Genomic DNA, 17326 nt, shown 5'->3' on the forward strand with positions numbered 1-17326 from the left:
CCGGCAGGGCTACAGCGACCGCGTCCGCCCGCCATCCACCGGCAGGTTCACCCCGGTGATGTACGACGCCGCCGGCGAGCACAGGAACGCGATCGCCGCCGCGGTCTCCTGTGGCCGCGCGAAGCGGCGCATCGGGATCTCCGACACCATCTTCTCGAACACTTCCTCGCGGCTGCGCCCGGTCTTGCTGGCGGTGTTGTCGATGATCTGCTCGATGCGCGGCGTCTCGGTCGAGCCGGGCAGGACGTTGTTGACGGTGATGCCCTTGGCGGCGACTTCGGTCGCCAGCGTCTTGGCCCACGACGCCACCGCCCAGCGCGTGGTGTTGGATACGCCCAGGCCCTGCAGCGGCTCCTTCACCGAAGTGGAGATGACGTTGACGATGCGGCCGTAGCCGTCGCGCTCCATGCCCGGGATCACCGCCTCGGCGAGCACGTGGTTGGCGATGAGGTGCTGGCGGTAGGCCGCCTCGAACGCAGCGATGTCGGCGCCGTGCACCGGACCCGGCAGCGGGCCGCCGCTGTTGTTGACCAGGATGTGCACGGGCCTGGCCGCCACGAGTGCTTCGACCTTGGCGCGCAGGGTATCGGTATCGGCGCTGTCGACGGCGATCCAGCCGTGCGACTGCCCCGGCGCGGTCGGCAACTGTTCGGCCGCATCGCGCAGGCGCTCTTCGCGTCGCGCCAGCAGGGTGACATTGGCGCCCAGTTCGGCCAGCGCCTTGGCGGTCGACAGCCCGATGCCCTGGCTGGCGCCGCAGACGAGGGCATGTCGGCCCTTCAGGTCCAGATCCATGTCTCAGTCTCCCTTGTTCTTGAGCAGGTGTTCGTTCGTGCGTTCGCGCATCAGCGCGGCGATCTCGCGGCCACCTTCGCGCTCGCTGGCGGACAGGTGCCGGCTGACCGACTCGCGATTGGCGAGCGGGTGGTTCTGGCTGAGCTTGAACTTCAGCGTGATCTGCCCGGCGACGAAGCGGAAACCGATGATCCCGCGCAACTGGCTGCGGTGATCGTCGCGTTCGAACTCGAAGCGCCAATCCTGGCCGACGCTGGCCTCGTGCTCGCGGCTCAGGCCATCGACGACCATCGCCAGCGAGGCCTCGTCGTTGAACGTGGTCAGGTTGCCGCGAAGGTGGGCGACCGCGTAGTTCCACGTCGGAACGCGCGCCTCTTCCTCCTTGTCCGGATACCACGACGGCGAGACATAGGCGTGCGGGCCGTGGAGTATCGCCAGCGCAGGACCGCTGTGCCGCGCCTGCGGATTGGGCCTGGCCCAGTGACCGATCAGTTCGACGCGCTCGCCGTCGCGGCGATACAGCACCGGCAGGTGGGTGACGGTCGGCTCACCGTCGCTCACCGTGACCAGCGTGATGAAACGATCGCGTTGCGCCAGCCAGTCGAGCGCCTGCAGGTCGGTTTCGGCGAAGGCACGTGGCAGGTACATGCGGTCTCCGGTCGCTTGCGATCAGCGCCGCGAGGGCAGCTGCCGCACCATCTGCGCGCGCAGCATCTCGTCGTCGTCGCCGCTGGGCGGCGCCAGTTCGTCGAGGGCGAAGCCGCGCGTGTGTGCGTCGTCTTCATCGAGGCCGTCGAGGGAGACGAACTCGGCGTCCATCAGCGCGGCGCGGGCGGTGTCCTCGCTGTCGTAGGGCTGGCTGACGCCATCGCTGTCGAGCACTTCGGCGGTGCCGGCATCGAGGACGCGAAGGCGTGCCCAGATCAGGGTGCGGCCGATCGTCGCCAGCCACCATTGGTCGTTGTAGCTCATCCGATCACCACTGAAAGCAGCCAGAGGAGGGCGGCGCAGGCCAGGCCGGAGATGATCGTGAGCAACGAGATCCGCGCCGGATTGGCCAGGCCATTGAGGTTGCCGTCGGCCACCGACAGGTAACCGCGGCGCAACAGCCAGCCCCAGGCCGAGGGACGGGCGAACGCGCCTTCACCAAGTTGTGCCTGCAACTGCGGGTGGCGGTCGCGGATATGCACCAGCGACAGCGGCCAGAAGATCACGAACGCGCAGAAACCGGCGATGGCGATGGCGACGAAGAGCAGGGCGAAGAACAGGATCATGTCATTCCGTTTGCTGAGCCCTTCTCCCGCTGGCGGAAGAGGGGTTGGGGTGAGGGCACGAGCGCCCTCATCCGGCCCTTCGGGCCACCTTCTCCCGCATGCGGGAGAAGGGCAGGGTCGTCAGTACTCGGCCTGGCCCGGCGCGCGCGGGTAGGGGATCGCGTCGCGGATGTTGCTCAGGCCGCAGACGTAGACCACCAGGCGCTCGAAGCCCAGGCCGAAGCCGGCATGCGGGACCGTGCCGTAGCGGCGGAAGTCGCGGTACCAGCCGTAATGCGAAGCATCCAGGCCGAACTGCGCCATGCGCGCGTCGAGCATGTCCAGGCGCTCCTCGCGCTGGCTGCCGCCGATGATCTCGCCGATGCCCGGGGCCAGCACGTCCATCGCCGCGACGGTCTTGCCGTCGTCGTTGAGGCGCATGTAGAAGGCCTTGATGTGCTCGGGGTAGTTGGTGACCACCACCGGGCGGCCGACGTGTTCCTCGGTCAGCCAGCGCTCGTGCTCGGTCTGCAGGTCCAGGCCCCATTCGACCGGGAACTCGAACTTCCTGCCGGACTTCTGCAACAGCGTGATCGCATCGGTGTACTCGATGCGCTCGAACGGCGCGTTGACGAAGGCTTCCAGGCGCGTGATCGCATCGGGCTGGACGCGCTCGGCGATGAAGGCCAGGTCGTCGCCACGCTCGTTGAGCACGGCGCGGAACAGGTACTTGAGGAACTCCTCGGAGACGCGCGCGTTCTCGGCCAGGTCGGCGAAGGCGATCTCCGGCTCGACCATCCAGAACTCGGCCAGGTGGCGCGTGGTGTTGCTGTTCTCGGCGCGGAAGGTAGGACCGAAGGTGTAGACCTTGCTCAGCGACAGCGCATAGGCCTCGACGTTGAGCTGGCCCGACACGGTGAGGAAGGTTTCCTTGCCGAAGAAGTCGCGGCTGAAGTCGACCTGCCCCTTGTCGTCGCGGGGCAGGTTGGCCACGTCGAGCGTGGAGACGCGGAACATCTGCCCGGCGCCCTCGGCGTCGGAGGTGGTCACGATCGGGGTGCTGATCCAGTAGAACCCGTTCTCGTGGAAGTAGCGGTGCACGGCCTTGGCCAGGCAGTCGCGGATGCGCGTGACGGCGCCGAACAGGTTGGTGCGCGGACGCAGGTGGGCGACCTCGCGCAGGAACTCCAGCGAATGCGCCTTGGGCTGGATCGGGTAGGTTTCCGGGTCTTCAACCCAGCCGACCACTTCCAGCGATGTGGCCTGGATCTCGAAGCTCTGGCCCTGGCCCTGCGAGGCCACCAGGGTGCCGGTGGCGATCACCGAGCAGCCGGCGGTGAGGCGCTTGACCTCGGATTCGTAGTTGGCGAGGGCGGCCGGGGCGACCACCTGGATCGGCGCGAAGCAGGAACCGTCGCTGACGTTGACGAAGCTCAGCCCGGCCTTGGAGTCGCGGCGGGTGCGGACCCAGCCACGGACCGTGACTTCGCCGCCCGCCGGGATCCTGCCTGCGAGGGCGTGTTCGACGCTGACCACCGTCATGCCTTGAATCCTTGCCTGTTCGGGCCGATATGGGGAATGCGGCAGTTTACCGAAGCGTCCGCACAACGTCGCTATAATTCGCCCGAAAGCTGGTTCCACCCCCGGAGTGCCTCATGGCTGTCACCCTTGCCCCCGCCGCCCTCGAACGCGTGCAGCGCTACCTGGTCGAATCGCCCGACGCGATCGGCTTGCGCTTTGGCGTGTCCCGGACCGGCTGCTCGGGCTGGCAGTACAAGGCCGACCTGGCCCGCGAGACGCACGAAGGCGACACCGTGTTCGAGCAGGAGGGCGTGCGCATCTATGTCGACGCGCTGAGCCTGGCGCTGGTCGACGGCACACAGATCGATCTGGTCAAGCAGCGCCTGGGCGAGCAGTTCCTGTTCCGCAATCCCAACGTCACCGCCGAATGTGGTTGCGGCGAAAGCTTCACGACCGACGAGTCGCGGGCGTCCGCGGATGCCGCTGGTTAGGATCCGCGTCGGCGTTCGAAACTAGTCCTGGCGTTCAACCAGCCTGATTCGCGTGATCGCTGCGCTGCCCCAGGCGGGTCCGCGGTCAGGACGCAGCGCCTCGACCGAAACTTCGAACCCTGAATCCCGAGCCGGGGGGAGTGAGATGCCCCACCAGCCGCTTCCCGCCTTGTCGGCAATATCGTGCTGGTAGACGACTGCATCGTCGATTCGCACGACCTGCCTCATGCGATCGGGAAACCCGCCAGGCGCATAAGGATCGTTTACCTCCAGCCGCAGGATTCCCGGGCTTCGGGAAGTTACACGGCATGAGATCCGCGCGGTGTCGCCAGGATCGGGATCGGGATGCGACACCATGATGGACACAGAGGAAGCGGAACTGTCGACCAGCCGCCCGCTCAGGAGCCTGCATCGGGTAAGGGTGTGATTGCTCCGAAGCGTGGCGCGGCTCATTGGTACGGGTGGGTCGCTACGCGCCAGTTCTGCCTGCCATTCGCGCGACGCGGATGCCAGCAGGGTCAGGGCGCACCCGGCCGCAGCGGCCGCCAGACCAGCAGCAAACATCGCCCGGGTATTGCTCCAGGCCACGGCGATGGCAATTCCCGCGGCGATGGCTTCCATGGGAATGATCGCGAGCAGGAAGCGTGCCTGAGACGGGAATACAAGGTGTATCCCGAGCTTCAGCGCGATAGCCAAGCCCAGGATCAGCAGCGGCCGATTACGCGACCACATGGCAACCAGCATCGCCGCGGCGAAAAGGGCATGCGTCAGGATCATCCCTGCCTGCACCCATGGCCCCATCCAACGCGCAAGTCTCGCAGCTCCCGCCGATCGTGTTTCATGCTGTGCCTGGCTGGACAGAGACCAGTAGGCAAGGGTTCCATCTGCGCCGGTAGCCGCATGGACCAGTGCGCCGATGCGCCGTTTGATGTGGAACCAGGGACGCTTGCGGACTTCCTCGCGCACCAGCCTGCCAGCCTCCCGGGCGAGGCGGTCAGGATTGTCGGCAAGGTCCGGGGCGACCGTTGCCACGTATGACTCAAAGGGAATCCAACCGAATCCGGATCCGGGAATGTAGGAGCCCAGCAGCGAGGCACCAGCGTGCTCCGAGGTAATGGCGAATCGTCCCGTAGCCAGGTACCGCTGGCCGCCGATGAGTGCCAGCATGCATGCGGCGGCGAGCGCAAAGATCGCCAGGCGCCTGGAACGCGAGCGGCAAGCAGGAATGGCCGAAGCAACGGCAAGCGGAAGCAGGGCCAGCAGCATTTCCTGCCGGATGAAGATGCATAGCCCCCAGAGGATCGCAGCGAGGATTGGCGACCCTTTCGTGCTTCGCAGGCAATTTCGCATCGCCAGGCAAGTAAGCGCCACTGCAGGAAGCTGCACCCAGTTGTCCTGGGCCACCACTCCCGAAAACAAGATCAATGCCGGATGCAGCGCGATCACGCATGTCACCAGCGCCAGTGCCGCGTCCGGGATGGTCCCGCGCAACATCAGCAACGGGATCAGCGGCACGGCACACATCGCCAGCATCGTTACTACGAGCGCGACGGATTCCCGGTCGCCTGGAAGCAAAGCGATGAAGGGGGACAGGAGAGTCGATGTGCCCGCGCTCAACAGCGTCCAGTGCCACACGTCGACGAATGGTCCGTGTTGCGCGATGTCGGCGGCGAAATCCACGACCCGCTTGAAATCGGAGACAGGTACCGGGGGATAGGTGGCGGCCAGTCCGGCGCGCAATAGCACGCCCGCCAACACCAGCGCCATGCCCACGCTGCGCCACGAGCAGAATGGCGGTGCTCGCAGGGAGTCAGAACGAGGGGTGATCATTCAGCCGAGGGCCAAGGGTGCCGCGTGAGCTGGTGCCATCAGGTAACGGTGCCGGCCGCGATGACCGGACAACCGTCCCGCCTGTTCGGCTTTCTGCCATAGCCGACCCACTCGGCGACGCGGCATGCGCGCGGCCAAGATAGACTCGGTCCCCTGCATCGAAGGGGAATCGCCATGCTCCGTCCTGTATTGCTTGCCGCGGCCATTGCCGCCGGCCTGTCGGCGTCGCTCGTGACGCCGCGCGCCCACGCCCTGCAACACGCGGTCGCCGCACCTGCCGCCGCAACGCCCGCACCCGCTCGCAACGCCGCCACCCAGGCCCTCTACACACTGTTCGACGAGGAATGGGAGCGCGGGCTGCGCGAGAATCCGGAAGAGGCCAGCTACAACGGCGACAACCGATTCAACGACCGCTGGACCGACATGCGCATGGCCGCGATCCAGTCGCGCATGGATGGCGACCGCAAGGCCCTGCAGCGCCTGCGCGCGATCGATCGCAAGGCGCTGTCGGCAAGCGACCAGCTCAACTACGACACCTTCGCCTGGGACCTGGAAAAGGCGGTCGAACGGCAGAAGTACCGCGAGTACCTCAGCCCGGTCGGCCACAGCGGCGGCGTGCAGACCGCCGAGGGCATCGCCGAGGTGCTGCCGTTCGCGACGACGAAGGACTACCGCGACTGGCTGGCGCGCATGCGCGCATTGCCGGCAGTGATCGAGCAGAACGAGGCACTGATGCGCGAAGGCGCCGCCAGCGGCAACACGCCGCCGCGCGTGCTGATGGAGCGCGTGACCGGGCAGATCCAGGCGCAGATCGTGGACGATCCGACCAGGAGCCCGTTCTACAAGCCGTTCGGCCGCTTTGCCGACACCGTCCCCGAGGCCGATCGCGCCGCCCTGCAGGCCGAAGCGAAGCAGGTGATCGGCGACACCATCGTCCCGGCCTACCGCGGCTTCGCCACGTTCTTCGCCAACGAGTACCTGCCCAGGACACGCACCACGATTGCAGCCACCGATCTGCCCGACGGCAAGGCCTACTACGACTTCGTAGCCGGCTACTTCACCACCACCGACCTGAGCGCCGACCAGATCCACCAGATCGGCCTGAAGGAAGTCGCGCGCATCCGCGCCGAGATGGAGAAGGTGAAGGCCGAGGTCGGTTTCAAGGGCAGCATGGCCGACTTCTTCCAGTACCTGCGCAGCGACCCGAAGTTCTTCTACAAGACGCCGCAGGAGCTGTTCACCGGCTATGAGGCCATCGCCAAGCGGATCGACCCGAACCTGGTGAAGGTGTTCAAGACGATTCCGCGCCTGCCGTACGGCGTGCGCCCGATCCCCGACAACATCGCCCCCGACACCACCACGGCCTACTACCAGCCCGGTGCCGTCGACGGCACCCGCGCCGGCTACTACTACGTCAACCTGTACAAGCCGGAGGTCCGGCCGAAGTGGGAAATGATGGCGCTGTCGTTGCACGAAGCCGTGCCGGGCCACCACTTCCAGTTCGCCCGCGGCATGGAGCTGCCGGACATGCCGATGTTCCGCCGCACCGCCTACTTCGTCGCCTACGGCGAAGGTTGGGGTCTGTATGCGGAGCGACTTGGCTACGACATGGGCCTGTACGACGATCCGTACGACCGGATGGGGCAGCTGGCCTACGACATGTGGCGGGCGGTGCGGCTGGTGGTGGACACCGGCATGCACAGCAAGGGCTGGAGCCGCGACAAGGCGATCGCCTATTTCATGGACAACTCGCCCAAGACCCGCCAGGACGTGGTCAACGAGATCGACCGCTATATCGGCTGGCCGGGGCAGGCGCTGGCGTACAAGATCGGCCAGCTCAAGATCTCAGAGCTGCGTGAGAAAGCGTCGAAGCAGCTGGGCGACCGGTTCGACCTGCGCGAGTTCAATGACGCGGTGCTGGAGACGGGCTCGGTGCCGTTGCAGGCGCTGGAGGCGCGGATTGATGCCTGGATAGCCCTCAAGAAGGGTTGAGGCAGCTGCGGGGAGACCCATCCCCACCCCGGCCCTCCCCTTGAAGGGGAGGGAGACTATCGGGCGAGCGAAGTTGAGGGGGCTGCCGGCCCCAGGCCGTCGGGATTTGCTCCAAGCCCTTGAATCAGCCATAATTTCCGGCTCCGCGGGCCCAGGCCCGGGGAGACCTTGCTCCACCGCCTCCATTCCGGGAGGCCGGGGGGCTGATCCGGTCCGCACGGAAGTCATGCGGATCATCATCCACAAGGAATCACACCATGCGTCATTACGAAGTCGTGTTCCTGGTCCATCCGGACCAGAGCGAGCAGGTGCCTGCCATGATCGAGCGCTACAAGTCGCTCATCGAAGGCGGCGAAGGCAAGATCCACCGTCTCGAGGATTGGGGCCGCCGTCAGCTGGCCTACCCGATCGAGAACCTGGTCAAGGCCCACTACGTCCTGCTCAACATCGAAGTTACCCAGAACGTGCTCAACGAGCTGGTCGACGGTTTCCGTTTCAACGATGCCGTGCTGCGTCACCTCGTCATCAAGCGTGACGACGCCGACACCGAGCAGTCCCTCATCATGAAGTTCAAGGATGAGAAGGGCGACAAGCCCGAGCGCGGCGAGCGCCGCCGCCGTGACGAAGAAAGCGAGACCGCAGTCGGTACCGCCGACGTCGCCGACGATAACGAAGCCGCCTAAGGAATCGCCAACATGTCCAAGTTCTTCCGTCGCCGCAAGTTCTGCAAGTTCACTGCCGAAGGTGTGAAGGAGATCGACTACAAGGATCTCAACACCCTGCGCCAGTACCTCACCGAGACCGGCAAGATCGTGCCGAGCCGCGTGACCGGCACCAAGTCGAAGTACCAGCGCCAGCTGTCCACGGCCGTCAAGCGCGCCCGTTTCCTGGCCCTGATCCCGTACACCGACAACCACAACGCCTAAAGAAATTGGTCCGCTCCCCAGGGGGCGGACTCTCCTTGCCTTCAGCCGTTCGCGGCGAGGGCTGGGGTTTCGGACAGCGAAACACCGCTGCGGGGCATTGCCTCGCTAACGAAATAGGAGCAACACCATGCAACTGATCCTCCTGCAGAACGTGCAGAACCTCGGCAAGCTCGGCGACAAGGTCAACGTCAAGCCGGGCTTCGGCCGCAACTACCTGATCCCGTACGGCAAGGCCACCCCGGCGACCCCGACCAACCTGGCCGAGTTCGAAGCGCGTCGCGCCGAGTACGAAGCCAAGGCCAAGGCCGCCCTCGACGGCGCCGAAGGCCGCAAGGCCGCGCTGGACGGCGTGGAAGTCACCCTGTCGGCCAATGCATCGACCGAAGGCAAGCTGTACGGCTCAGTCACCCCGCGTGACATCGCCGAAGCGCTGACCAAGGCCGGCCACAAGGTCGAGAAGTCGGAAGTCGTGCTGGGCGAAGGCCCGCTGCGTCGCACCGGCGAGTACGAGATCGTCGTGCACCTGCACGCCGACATCGAAGCCACGGTCAAGATCATCGTGGTCGGTGAAGTCGCCTGATCCGACGATCCACCCGGTTGCAGACGAAGGGCGCCCCAGGGCGCCCTTCGTTTTTCCGGGGCCCGTACTTGGTCTGCGCGCACTCAGACAATTCCTATGTGGTTCCGCTGGATGAGATGACACAGTTCCAAGTGCCATCGCCGTGGGATGGCGCTCCTTATCCTAGGACATCGCCACCGTGGACATGGACCACCAGAATTCCCCTGCCATCGATGCGATGCATGCGGTCGACCTGGCCGGCATTATCTGCCCGGGCAGATGCGACGAGGGCATGCCGCTCACGTCCATGGACGTGGTCGACCTGGTCGCCGACAGCCTGCGGGCGCTGTGCGAGGACGCGCAGGATGCGGATCGGGTGTTCTGGCTGATGGCGCGGGCGATCGATCTGCACCTGGCCGAAACCCTGATGGACGTGCGCCCGCGGCGGTGGAAGGCCGAAGCGCTGGACGCGATACTCAGCCTGGTATCGGAGCCGTTGCAGCGACAGGTCCGGTTGCACCTGGAGGCGTCGGGGTGATCGGGGACAGGGACACCGTCGGGCATTGGCCGCCGCGGCGCTCCTGAGTCGTCGAAACACGGGATACTGCCGGCGGGGATTGCCCGCGGTCCGGCGATGGACGGTCATCGGCTGCTGTCTCACCTGTTGAGACCCTGCCGTGTGATCTATCCACGCTGGCCTTATCCACGCGATATCCACAGAGTTATCTGCAACCCCTCGACGGCATCGGCGACTACGATGCCCGACCCGTTACACAATCACCGCCGCATCAGACGGCACACGGAAGGGGCAACAGAACGGCATGAGCGCACGTCCAGGGTTTCGCGGCGAGAAGCGGTTCGAGACGCGCACCGAGCAGCGACTTGACCAGCTGCGTGTGCCTCCGCAGTCGATCGAAGCCGAACAGGCGGTGCTCGGCGGCCTCATGCTGGTGCCCGATTCCTACGACCGGATCGCCGACCAGCTCAGCGACAGCGACTTCTACCGGCGCGACCACCAGCTGATCTACCGCGCGATCCGCGAGCTGGCGCAGAAGAACCGGCCGTTCGACGCGGTGACCCTGGGCGAATGGTTCGAGTCGATGGGCCTGGCCGAGACGGTCGCCGGTGGCGCCTATCTGATCGAACTGGCCAGCACCACGCCGTCGGCCGCCAACATCACCGCCTACGCCGAGATCGTCCGCGACAAGGCGATCCTGCGCCAGCTGATCGACGTCGGCACCGGCATCGTCAACGACGGCTTCCAGCCCGACGGCCGCGAGAGCAGCGAGATCCTGGAAGACGCCGAGCGCCAGGTGCTGGCGATCGCCCAGGCCAACACCGCCGGCAAGACCGACTTCACCGCGGTGACCAAGGCGCTGTCGGAAGCCTTCGACCTGCTGCAGACCCGTTACACCAACGGCAGCGGCGTCACCGGCCTGGCCACCGGCTACACCGAGTTCGACATGTTGACGGCCGGCCTGCAGAAGACCGACCTGATCATCCTCGCGGCGCGCCCGGCGATGGGCAAGACGACGCTTGCGCTCAACATGGCCGAGTACGCCGCCTTCCGCAGCAAGCTGCCAGTGGCGGTGTTCTCGATGGAAATGTCGGCCTCGCAGCTGGCGATGCGCCTGATCTCCTCGGTCGGCCGCGTCAACGCCCAGCGTCTGCGTACCGGTCAGCTCGAGGACGAGGACTGGAGCCGCGTGACCAGCGCGATCCGCCAGCTGCGCGAGGTCAAGATCTTCATCGACGACGAGCCGGGCCTGTCGCCGGTCAAGCTCGCCGCCAAGGCGCGCCGCCTCAAGCGCGAGCACGGCGGCCTGGGCCTGATCGTCATCGACTACCTGCAGCTGATGTCGGTGCCCGGCAACAGCGAGAACCGCGCGACCGAAATCTCGGAAATTTCGCGCTCGCTCAAGGGCCTGGCCAAGGAACTGCAGGTGCCCATCATCGCCCTGTCGCAGCTCAACCGCTCGCTGGAAACGCGTACCGACAAGCGCCCGGTGATGGCCGACCTTCGCGAGTCCGGCGCCATCGAGCAGGACGCGGACATGATCGTGTTCATCTACCGCGACGATTACTACAACAAGGAAAACTCGCCGGACAAGGGCCTGGCCGAAATCATCATCGGCAAGCAGCGTTCCGGCCCGACCGGGTCGATGAAGCTCAAGTTCTTCGGCGAGTACACCCGCTTCGACAACCTGTCGCACGACTCGGTCGGCAGTTTCGAATAAACGCTGGCCAAACGACGGTGGCACGCTTGACGTGCCCATAACGGCTGCCGGTGCAGCGTGGTCGCATCCCCTGGAGGTGTGCCATGCGCAGTTCATCGATTCTTCTGGCGGCCGTGCTTGTCGTCGCCGCGCCGCTGGCGATGGCGCAGAGCAAGAGCAAGTCGACCGGCAAGACCCCGCACTGCTACGACGTCCAGGTCGAGAAGCCCAAAGAGGTCAAGGACGAGCACAAGATCGCCGGCACGGCGATCGGTGCGGTCGCCGGTGGCCTGCTGGGCAACCAGATCGGTGGCGGCAGTGGCAAGACGATCGCGACGGTTGCCGGTGCCGCTGGCGGCGCGTACGCCGGTCGCAAGATCCAGGAAAACAACCAGAACAAGACCGAGACGGTGACCGAGCGGCGCTGCGACTGACGGTGGCGGGCGCGGCCCTTACAATGGCTTGCGCGTGACCACCCTCCGGGAACCAAGTGCACCAGTCAGCAGGCATGCCCCCGGCCGTCAGTGAACGGCCCACCCGAATCGCGGTCGATCTCGACCATCTGGCCTTCAATCTGCGCAGCATCCGCGCGCATGTCGGCGTGCCGGTCATGTCCATCGTCAAGGCCAATGCCTACGGCCATGGCCTGGTGCCGGTGGCCATGCACCTGCAGGCGCAGGGCGCGGAGCAGCTGGGCGTGGCGTTCCTGGAAGAGGGGATCGCGCTGCGCCAGGCGGGCGTGACCGCGCCGGTGCTGGTGCTGGGCGGCATCTTCGGGCGCCAGGTGACGCAATTCATCGCCCACGACCTGGAGATCACCGTTTCCTCGCTGGACAAGCTGCGGCTGGCCGAGGCAGCGGCCGAGGCGATGGGGCGCAAGGCGGTCATCCATCTCAAGATCGACACCGGGATGGAGCGCATCGGGGTGCACAGCTATTCCTCGCGCGCCTTCATCGAGGCGGCGGTGGCGTCGCCATGGTGCGTGCTCAAGGGCATCTATTCGCACCTGGCCTGTTCGGACGACCCGTTCTCGCCGATGACCGCACAGCAGCTGGAGCGGTTCCTCGATGCCTGCGCGCACTTCGAGCGGATCGGCGCGCCGATGCCGCTGCGGCACCTGGCCAACTCCGGCGGCGTGCTGCATTTCCCCGGCACCTGGCTCGACATGGTCCGCCCCGGGATCATGCTCTATGGCGTCCAGCCCGATCCGGGGTCGCAGCGCACGGTCGAGCTCAAGCCGGTGATGTCGCTGGCCTCGCGGGTCGTGTACTTCAAGGTGGTCAAGGCCGGCAATCCGGTCAGCTACGGCGCGACCTGGGCGCCGCAGCACGACACGCGCGTGGTGACAGTTCCGATCGGCTATGGCGACGGCTTTCCGCGGGCGCTGTCGTCGCGCGGCGAAGTGCTGATCCGCGGCCAGCGCTACCCGATCGTGGGAAGGATCTGCATGGATCAGTTCATGGTCGATATCGGCCAGGACAGCGCCTTCAACGAAGACGAGGTGGTGCTGGTCGGCGCCCAGGGCGACAACGCCATCACTGTCGAAGCGCTGGCGCAGCGGGCCGGGGTGATTCCGTACGAGATCCTGGTCGGCCTCAACGACCGCATTCCGCGCGAGTACCGCGGCTGCGCATAACGGACCTGGCCGCCCAGGCAGGGGCTGACGCCAGCGCCCCCGACGACGGCATACTTCGCCGGTCGATCATCTGGAGGCGCGATGTCCGCAACCGAGGCAGGTCCGATCGCGCTGGTCTGGTTCCGCAATGACCTGCGACTGGCCGACAACCCGGCGCTGCGGGCTGCCCTGGACGGCGGCTACGTGCCGGTGCCGGTCTACATCCATGCACCCGACGAAGCCGGCGACTGGCGGCCGGGCGCGGCCTCCGATGCCTGGCGGCATCGTTCGCTGGACGCGCTGGACGCGCAGCTGCGCCAGCGTGGCTCGCACCTGCGCCGTTTCTTCGGCCCGAGCCTGGCGACGCTGCAGTCGCTGGTCGCCACCACCGGCGCCGAGGCGGTGTTCTGGAACCGCCGCTACGAGCCTGCGTACGAACAGCGCGATGCCCGCATCAAGCAGGTGCTGCGCGGGCAGGGTGTCCATGCCGAAAGCTTCAACAGCGCGCTGTTGTTCGAACCGTGGACGTTGAAGACCCAGCAGGGCAAGCCGTTCCGGGTGTTCACACCGTTCTGGCGTTCGGCGCTGGCGAACTGGCGACTGCAGGTCTGCGAGGACGCGCCGGCACGCCTGCCCGACAGCGGTGACGGACCCGAGGGCGTGCCATTGCCGGCGTTGCACCTGGCGCCTGCCCGCGACTGGGACCGCGGCTTCTGGGAGACCTGGACGCCCGGCGAGGAAGGTGCGCTGCAGGCGCTGGAGGCATTCACCGACGGCGCACTGCACGGCTACGCCGAACAACGCGACCGCCCGGATCGCGTCGGTACCTCGCGCCTTTCGCCGCACCTGCACTTCGGCGAGATCGCACCGTGGCGAGTGGTCGCGGCGCTGGAGCGCCTGCGTGGTTCGGCCGCCGACGCCGACATCGATGCGGCCCGGCGCGAACTGGGCTGGCGCGAGTTCGGGCATCACCTGCTGCATCACTTCCCCGAAACGCCGCAGCAGAACTTCGACCCGAAGTTCAACGCGTTCGACTGGGCGCAGATGTCGCCGTCGCGCCTGCAGGCCTGGCAACAGGGCCGCACCGGTGTACCGATCGTCGATGCCGGCATGCGTGAACTGTGGAGCACCGGCTGGATGCACAACCGCGTGCGCATGGTCGTCGCCAGCTATCTCACCAAGCACCTGCGCTACCACTGGCGACACGGCGCGCGCTGGTTCTGGGACACGCTGGTCGATGCCGACCTGGCCAGCAACACGCTGGGCTGGCAGTGGGTGGCCGGCACCGGCGCCGATGCCGCGCCGTACTTCCGCATCTTCAATCCGGTCACGCAGGCGCAGAAGTTCGATCCCGACGGCCACTACATCGCGCGCTGGTTGCCGGAGCTGGCGGCGCTGCCGCTGCCGTTGCGGTTCGCGCCCTGGCAGGACCCGGCGACCTCGCAGCGGCTGGCGCCGGACTATCCGGTGCAGCCGCTGGTCGACCTGTATGCAGGGCGTGATGGCGCCTTGCAGGCCTATCGCCAGATGCGGGTGTCGTAGCCGTTGCGTTGACGCTGCTCTTGGCCGCGTGATTCACTCGCGGCAAGGCTTTGGAGGGCGCATGGCGACGACAGGAGAGCGGGCAACTTCGCGCAAGCGCGCGCGCCGAGAGGCGATGTCGCGCGTGGACACGGCCTGGTTGCGCATGGAGCGGCCGACCAATCCGATGATGATCACCGGCGTGCTGATGTTCGCCGAGCCGATGTCGCTGGATCGGCTCAAGCGCGTGATCAAGCAGCGCTTCCTGTCCTACCGCCGTTTCCGCCAGAAGGCCGTCGATACGCCGGCCGGCGCGTCCTGGCGCACTGACCCCAACTTCAACCTCGACTGGCACGTGCAGCCGGCGGCGTTGCCGGGGCGTGGCGACAAACGCGCGCTGGAGCGTTTCGTCAGCCAGCTGGCGTCGTCGCCGCTGAGCCACGACCGGCCGTTGTGGCAGTTCCACCTGGTCGAGCATTACGACGGTGGTTCGGCGCTGATTGCACGCATCCACCACAGCTACGCCGATGGCATCGCCCTGGTGCAGGTGCTGCTGTCACTGACCGACACCCAGCCCGACGCCAGCGGCGACAGCGAACTGCCGCGCGCCTGGCTCAAGCAGGACCACGCCGAGGTTGCCCGACGCGTCGGCGCCGTCGACCGCTACATGCAGCTCGGCAGCAAGGTCGTCGAGAAGGGCATGGACTTCTATCGCGACCCGGGCCTGGCCGCGGTGCTGGCCAAGGAGGGCGGCGAGATCGCGCGCGAACTGCTGCATGCGCTGGCGCTGTCGGACGATCCGCCGTCGCTGTTGCGCGGACGCCTGGGCGTGAGCAAGCGCGTGGCCTGGGCCGAGCCGCTGGACCTGGAGGAAGTGAAGGCGGTCGGTCGCGCCTGCGACTGCACCGTCAACGATGTGCTGATGGCGACCGCCGCCGGCGCCTTGCGCAGCTACATGATCGAGCGCGGCGAACGCGTCGATGGCATGACGCTGCGGGCGACGGTGCCGGTGAACCTGCGGCCGCTGGAGCATGCACGCAAGCTGGGCAACCACTTCGGCCTGGTATTCCTCGATCTGCCGGTCGGCGAGGGCAATCCGATTCGTCGGCTGGAACGCGTGGCCGAATGCATGCGTAACCTGAAGAATTCCAGGCAAGCCATTGTTGCGTATGGTTTGTTGGCTGCGCTTGGCATGGCGCCGGCGGCGGTGCAGGGATTGGCGCTGGAGCTTTTCAGCCGCAAGGCGACGGCGGTGGCGACCAACGTGCCGGGGCCGCAGCAGCCGCTGTACCTGGCCGGCTGCATGCTGCGCGAGATGATGTTCTGGGTGCCTCAGACCGGCTCGATCGGCATCGGCATTTCGATCCTGAGCTACAACGGACGCGTGCATTTCGGACTGATCGCCGATGGTCGCCTGATCCCGGATCCGGATGCGGTGATCAGCCGTTTCGGCGCCGAGTTCGAGAAGCTGCTGTACCTGTCCTTGATGGGAAGTTGGGAGCACACGCTGGATGCCGTTGCGGCAGAAGCCATGTTCCCTGCCGGAAACTGAATAGGTGTGATGGCTGCTCGCTCGCGTTGTACGCGGACGTGATTAGCTTGTCGCAACTCTCAGTCATCCGACTTTCCAGGAAGGACCTTCCCGATGAAGAACCAGATCAAGATCGCATTCGCCGCGCTGGCGATGACCGCCGTGCTGGCCGGTTGCGCCACCAGCCAGCCCTATTACGGCCAGCAGTATCCGCAGGGTCAGTATCCGCCGCAGCAGCAGGGTCAGCAGCCGCCGCCGGCGCAGCAGCAGGGCATGAGCAAGACCGGCAAGGGTGCGTTGATCGGTGCGCTGGCCGGTGTCGCCGCGGGCCTGCTCAGCGGTGACGATGCCACCGAGCGTCGCCAGCGTGCGCTGGTCGGCGCTGGTGTCGGTGGCCTTGCCGGTGCCGCGATCGGCAACTACCAGGACCGTCAGGAGCGTGCGCTGCGCGACCAGATGGCCGGTACTGGTGTCGATGTCGTCCGCGACGGCAACAACATCACGCTCAACATGCCCAGCGGCATCACCTTCGATTTCGATAAGTCCAATCTGAAGCCGGAGTTCTATCCGGTGCTCGACAACGTTGCGCGCACGCTGCAGGAGTACAACCAGACCATCGTCGAGGTGGCCGGTCATACCGATAGCGTTGGTAGCGATGCCTACAATCAGAAGTTGTCGGAGCAGCGTGCCAATGCGGTGTCGGGCTATCTGACCGGTCATGGCCTCAACCGCGATCGTTTCATCGTGGTCGGCGCGGGTGAGACCCGTCCGGTGGCGAGCAATGATTCCGAGTCGGGTCGCGCGCAGAACCGCCGCGTCGAGATCACGCTGGTGCCGATCGAGTCCTGATTCCGCCAACCCGTGGATCGCTACGCCCCGCGGACGACATCCTGTCTTTACGCGGGGCGTGGGCCATCCATGGCCCACTGCTCCGCAATCCCCGGGCCGGCATTTCGGCCAGGGCTTCAGCAATCATTCGTAAGGCGTTGAAATCTATTGGGCCAATGATCACCGCTCGCGCAAAGACGACAGGCGGATCTGTTCAATCCTGACGCCAAGGTGTAAATATATGCACC

General features: G+C 66.3%; 18 protein-coding genes. 12 read left to right on the forward strand and 6 right to left on the reverse strand.

Going from position 1 to position 17326, the window contains the following annotated elements; genetic code table 11:
* Positions 1-9: 9 nt before the first annotated feature.
* The 5 genes from AC1DER_RS00405 to asnS all read right to left on the reverse strand — a co-directional run bounded on the left by AC1DER_RS00405 (position 10) and on the right by asnS (position 3590).
* Positions 10-795 carry an SDR family oxidoreductase gene (locus AC1DER_RS00405; protein ID WP_477244232.1) on the reverse strand — a complete coding sequence of 262 codons (786 nt, stop codon included), beginning with the start codon at positions 793-795 and terminating at the stop codon, positions 10-12.
* A gap of 3 nt (positions 796-798) precedes the next feature.
* Positions 799-1443 (reverse strand): FMN-binding negative transcriptional regulator, encoded by a 645-nt coding sequence (locus tag AC1DER_RS00410; RefSeq protein ID WP_477244234.1) that lies wholly within the window; start codon positions 1441-1443, stop codon positions 799-801.
* A 21-nt stretch (positions 1444-1464) separates the two neighbouring features.
* A complete protein-coding gene (locus AC1DER_RS00415) occupies positions 1465-1767 on the reverse strand; it encodes a hypothetical protein (RefSeq protein WP_441814601.1) in 303 nt (100 codons plus the stop codon).
* Complete coding sequence (locus AC1DER_RS00420) at positions 1764-2069, reverse strand: hypothetical protein (RefSeq protein ID WP_441814600.1); 306 nt, start codon at positions 2067-2069, stop codon at positions 1764-1766. The genes AC1DER_RS00415 and AC1DER_RS00420 overlap by 4 nt, the downstream gene beginning before the upstream one ends.
* A 120-nt stretch (positions 2070-2189) precedes the next feature.
* Positions 2190-3590, reverse strand: coding sequence for an asparagine--tRNA ligase (gene asnS / locus AC1DER_RS00425; protein ID WP_477244237.1), 1401 nt, complete (start codon positions 3588-3590; stop codon positions 2190-2192).
* Positions 3591-3703: 113 nt separating this feature from the next.
* Between asnS and AC1DER_RS00430 the strand changes: the two genes are divergently transcribed.
* The gene (locus AC1DER_RS00430) at positions 3704-4060 is read left to right on the forward strand and encodes a HesB/IscA family protein (RefSeq protein ID WP_477244239.1); all 357 of its coding nucleotides are present in this window, start codon (positions 3704-3706) and stop codon (positions 4058-4060) included.
* Between the two features lie 21 nt (positions 4061-4081).
* On the opposite strand, the gene AC1DER_RS00435 is transcribed toward AC1DER_RS00430, so the two are convergent.
* Positions 4082-5827 (reverse strand): hypothetical protein, encoded by a 1746-nt coding sequence (locus AC1DER_RS00435; protein ID WP_477244241.1) that lies wholly within the window; start codon positions 5825-5827, stop codon positions 4082-4084.
* Positions 5828-6064: 237 nt separating this feature from the next.
* Between AC1DER_RS00435 and AC1DER_RS00440 the strand changes: the two genes are divergently transcribed.
* The 11 genes from AC1DER_RS00440 to AC1DER_RS00490 all read left to right on the forward strand — a co-directional run bounded on the left by AC1DER_RS00440 (position 6065) and on the right by AC1DER_RS00490 (position 17099).
* Positions 6065-7882, forward strand: a complete 1818-nt coding sequence (locus AC1DER_RS00440; protein ID WP_477357547.1) for a DUF885 domain-containing protein — start codon at positions 6065-6067, stop codon at positions 7880-7882.
* 257 nt (positions 7883-8139) lie between these two features.
* Positions 8140-8565: a 30S ribosomal protein S6 gene (rpsF, locus tag AC1DER_RS00445; RefSeq protein WP_441814597.1), complete on the forward strand. Its 426-nt coding sequence runs from the start codon at positions 8140-8142 to the stop codon at positions 8563-8565.
* 12 nt (positions 8566-8577) lie between these two features.
* Positions 8578-8808, forward strand: a complete 231-nt coding sequence (gene rpsR / locus AC1DER_RS00450; RefSeq protein WP_055899483.1) for a 30S ribosomal protein S18 — start codon at positions 8578-8580, stop codon at positions 8806-8808.
* Between the two features lie 127 nt (positions 8809-8935).
* The gene (gene rplI / locus AC1DER_RS00455; protein WP_441814596.1) at positions 8936-9388 is read left to right on the forward strand and encodes a 50S ribosomal protein L9; all 453 of its coding nucleotides are present in this window, start codon (positions 8936-8938) and stop codon (positions 9386-9388) included.
* Between the two features lie 184 nt (positions 9389-9572).
* Positions 9573-9905, forward strand: coding sequence for a hypothetical protein (locus tag AC1DER_RS00460; protein WP_477244246.1), 333 nt, complete (start codon positions 9573-9575; stop codon positions 9903-9905).
* A gap of 283 nt (positions 9906-10188) precedes the next feature.
* Positions 10189-11604, forward strand: a complete 1416-nt coding sequence (locus AC1DER_RS00465; RefSeq protein ID WP_441814594.1) for a replicative DNA helicase — start codon at positions 10189-10191, stop codon at positions 11602-11604.
* An 83-nt stretch (positions 11605-11687) separates the two neighbouring features.
* Complete coding sequence (locus AC1DER_RS00470) at positions 11688-12017, forward strand: glycine zipper 2TM domain-containing protein (protein ID WP_441814593.1); 330 nt, start codon at positions 11688-11690, stop codon at positions 12015-12017.
* A 74-nt stretch (positions 12018-12091) separates the two neighbouring features.
* On the forward strand, positions 12092-13219 hold the full coding sequence (alr, locus tag AC1DER_RS00475; RefSeq protein WP_477244249.1) for an alanine racemase: 1128 nt from the start codon (positions 12092-12094) through the stop codon (positions 13217-13219).
* 81 nt (positions 13220-13300) lie between these two features.
* The gene (locus tag AC1DER_RS00480; protein ID WP_477244251.1) at positions 13301-14740 is read left to right on the forward strand and encodes a cryptochrome/photolyase family protein; all 1440 of its coding nucleotides are present in this window, start codon (positions 13301-13303) and stop codon (positions 14738-14740) included.
* 61 nt (positions 14741-14801) lie between these two features.
* Positions 14802-16271 (forward strand): WS/DGAT/MGAT family O-acyltransferase, encoded by a 1470-nt coding sequence (locus AC1DER_RS00485; RefSeq protein ID WP_477244253.1) that lies wholly within the window; start codon positions 14802-14804, stop codon positions 16269-16271.
* Positions 16272-16364: 93 nt separating this feature from the next.
* Positions 16365-17099 (forward strand): YiaD family glycine zipper/OmpA-like lipoprotein, encoded by a 735-nt coding sequence (locus AC1DER_RS00490; RefSeq protein WP_441814589.1) that lies wholly within the window; start codon positions 16365-16367, stop codon positions 17097-17099.
* The last annotated feature ends 227 nt before the right edge of the window (positions 17100-17326 follow it).

The organism is Lysobacter sp. 05T417 (assembly GCF_056396405.1).